Annotated in this window: 3 protein-coding genes; all 3 read right to left on the reverse strand. The window is 32.3% G+C overall.

Going from position 1 to position 2,215, the window contains the following annotated elements:
- Positions 1 to 72: 72 nt before the first annotated feature.
- Positions 73 to 423: a biotin/lipoyl-containing protein gene (locus tag ACI48P_RS18130; protein ID WP_475218347.1), complete on the reverse strand. Its 351-nt coding sequence runs from the start codon at positions 421 to 423 to the stop codon at positions 73 to 75.
- A gap of 97 nt (positions 424 to 520) precedes the next feature.
- Positions 521 to 808: an OadG family protein gene (locus ACI48P_RS18135; protein WP_475218349.1), complete on the reverse strand. Its 288-nt coding sequence runs from the start codon at positions 806 to 808 to the stop codon at positions 521 to 523.
- A gap of 16 nt (positions 809 to 824) precedes the next feature.
- The coding region (locus ACI48P_RS18140; RefSeq protein WP_475218351.1) for an oxaloacetate decarboxylase subunit alpha at positions 825 to 2,215 on the reverse strand (1,391 nt) is incomplete at its 5' end.

A 2,215-nucleotide genomic window follows, 5' to 3' on the forward strand; every position in this document is an offset into this window, starting at 1 on the left:
GCAAATCCCGATTCTGCAATGAAATCAATTAACATTTGACCCATGTTGTTTTTCTCCTTTCGCTTGTGTAAATTATGCTATTTTTAATATTAAATCACCTAAGTTAACGTTTTGTCCTTTTTCAACATTTATAGCTGAAACTGTACCATCAACTGGTGCTATTATTTCGTTTTCCATTTTCATTGCTTCAAGTATTGCTACTACGTCACCTTTTTTAATACTTTGTCCTTCTTTAACTAATATGTTAAACATACTTCCTGGCATTGGAGCTGTTACTTCTTCCCCTGCTCCTGATGGAGTTGCCTTTGGAGCAACAGATGCTGGTGCTGCAGTTTGAACTGGCTTAGTTCCTGGTTGTACTTCTTCTATTTCAACTTCGTATACTTTTCCGTTTAACGTTATGTGATATGCTTTTACACTCATGGTAAATCTCCCTTCAATTTTAAATCTTATAATTTCAACTTTTATATTTATTTTCGTTTCTTAAAACATTAATTTATATATATTCAACTTATTTAAATTACCTAACTCTTTTCATACTCTTTATATGAAGATTTGGATTAATCTTTCCATTTCCCGCCATAACAGATGCAGCTAGTGCTACTACTAATCTTTCTTCTTCATCTATATCATCATTTGCTACATTGTTATCTGTAGTATTCTTTTTAACTTCTGCCTTAGGCTTTTCTTTAAATATAAATTTGAATGAACCTAATACTAATGCAATAAGTATTAATGTTAAGAATACTATTGTCATACTTGATATTGTAATAGATATTGCATCCATTATTGTTGTTGTACCATTCATCTTAATCACCTATTCTCTACATAGTTACTGTTATATATTGTATTTTGTTTTCTTCAACAACCTCTTCAACCACTGGATTATATTTAGATTGTAAGAACTTTGGCGCTACTTGTGGGAATAATGCATATGCCAATACATCTTCATCACTTTTAGCTAACTCACCTGCTTCAGCCTTCATTGCTTCAAATTCTGGAGCTATCAAGTCTGCTGGTCTTACACTTATTACTTCTTCCTCACCGATGATCTTTTTCTTTATTTCTTCATCAATTTTTGCAGGAGCTTTTCCATATAGTCCTCTTACATAGTCCTTTATTTCTTTAGGAACTAATTTATATCTTTCACCAGTTAAAACATTGAATAATGCTTGAGTCCCAACCATTTGACTAAGTGGTGTAACTAGTGGCGGATATCCTAAATCTTTTCTTACTCTAGGAACTTCATTTAAAACCTCTTCATACTTTTCTTCAGCATTTTGTTGCTTCATTTGAGATAATAAGTTTGATAACATTCCTCCTGGAACTTGGTATTTTAAAGTTTGAGGGTCAGTTAATAATACTTTTGCATCTAAAGTTCCATCAGCCATGTATTTATCTCTTATTGGCTTAAAGTATTCTGCAACTTCTAAAAGTGCTTCCATATTTAACTCTGGATTTCTATCCATTTCAGCAAATGTTATTGCTAGTGATTCTGTTGGCGGTTGACTTGTTCCACCTGAAAATGGAGATATTGCAGTATCTATTATATCTACACCAGCTTCAACTGCTTTCATATATAGCATTTCAGCTATACCACCTGTGCAGTGAGTGTGTAACTCTATAGGTAGCATAGTTGCACCTTTAACTTTTTTAACTAAATCGTATGCATTGTATGGAGTTAAAACACCTGCCATATCTTTTATACATATTGAATCTGCACCCATATTTTCCATAGTTTTTACTAACTCAACATAGTACTCTGTAGTGTGTACTGGACTTGTAGTATAAGATATTGCACATTGACAATGGCCATTATATTTTTTTATTGCTTTCATAGATGCTTCTAAGTTTCTTACATCATTTAAGGCATCAAATACTCTTATTATATCGATTCCGTTTTTTATAGATAGCTCTATAAACTTTTCTACTGTATCATCAGCATAGTTTCTGTATCCAAGTAAATTTTGACCTCTTAAAAGCATTTGTAATTTAGTCTTTTTAACATGCTTTCTTATAAGTCTTAATCTTTCCCATGGATCTTCATTTAAGAAACGTATACAAGCATCAAATGTTGCTCCACCCCATACTTCCATAGAATGATATCCAACCTTATCCATAGTTTCAAGGATAGGTATCATTTCTTCTGTTGTTAACCTTGTTGCCATTAGAGATTGATGTCCATCTCTTAAGGCAGTTTCAGTTATTTTTAACT

It is taken from the genome of Romboutsia sp. LXY-2 (assembly GCF_056171995.1).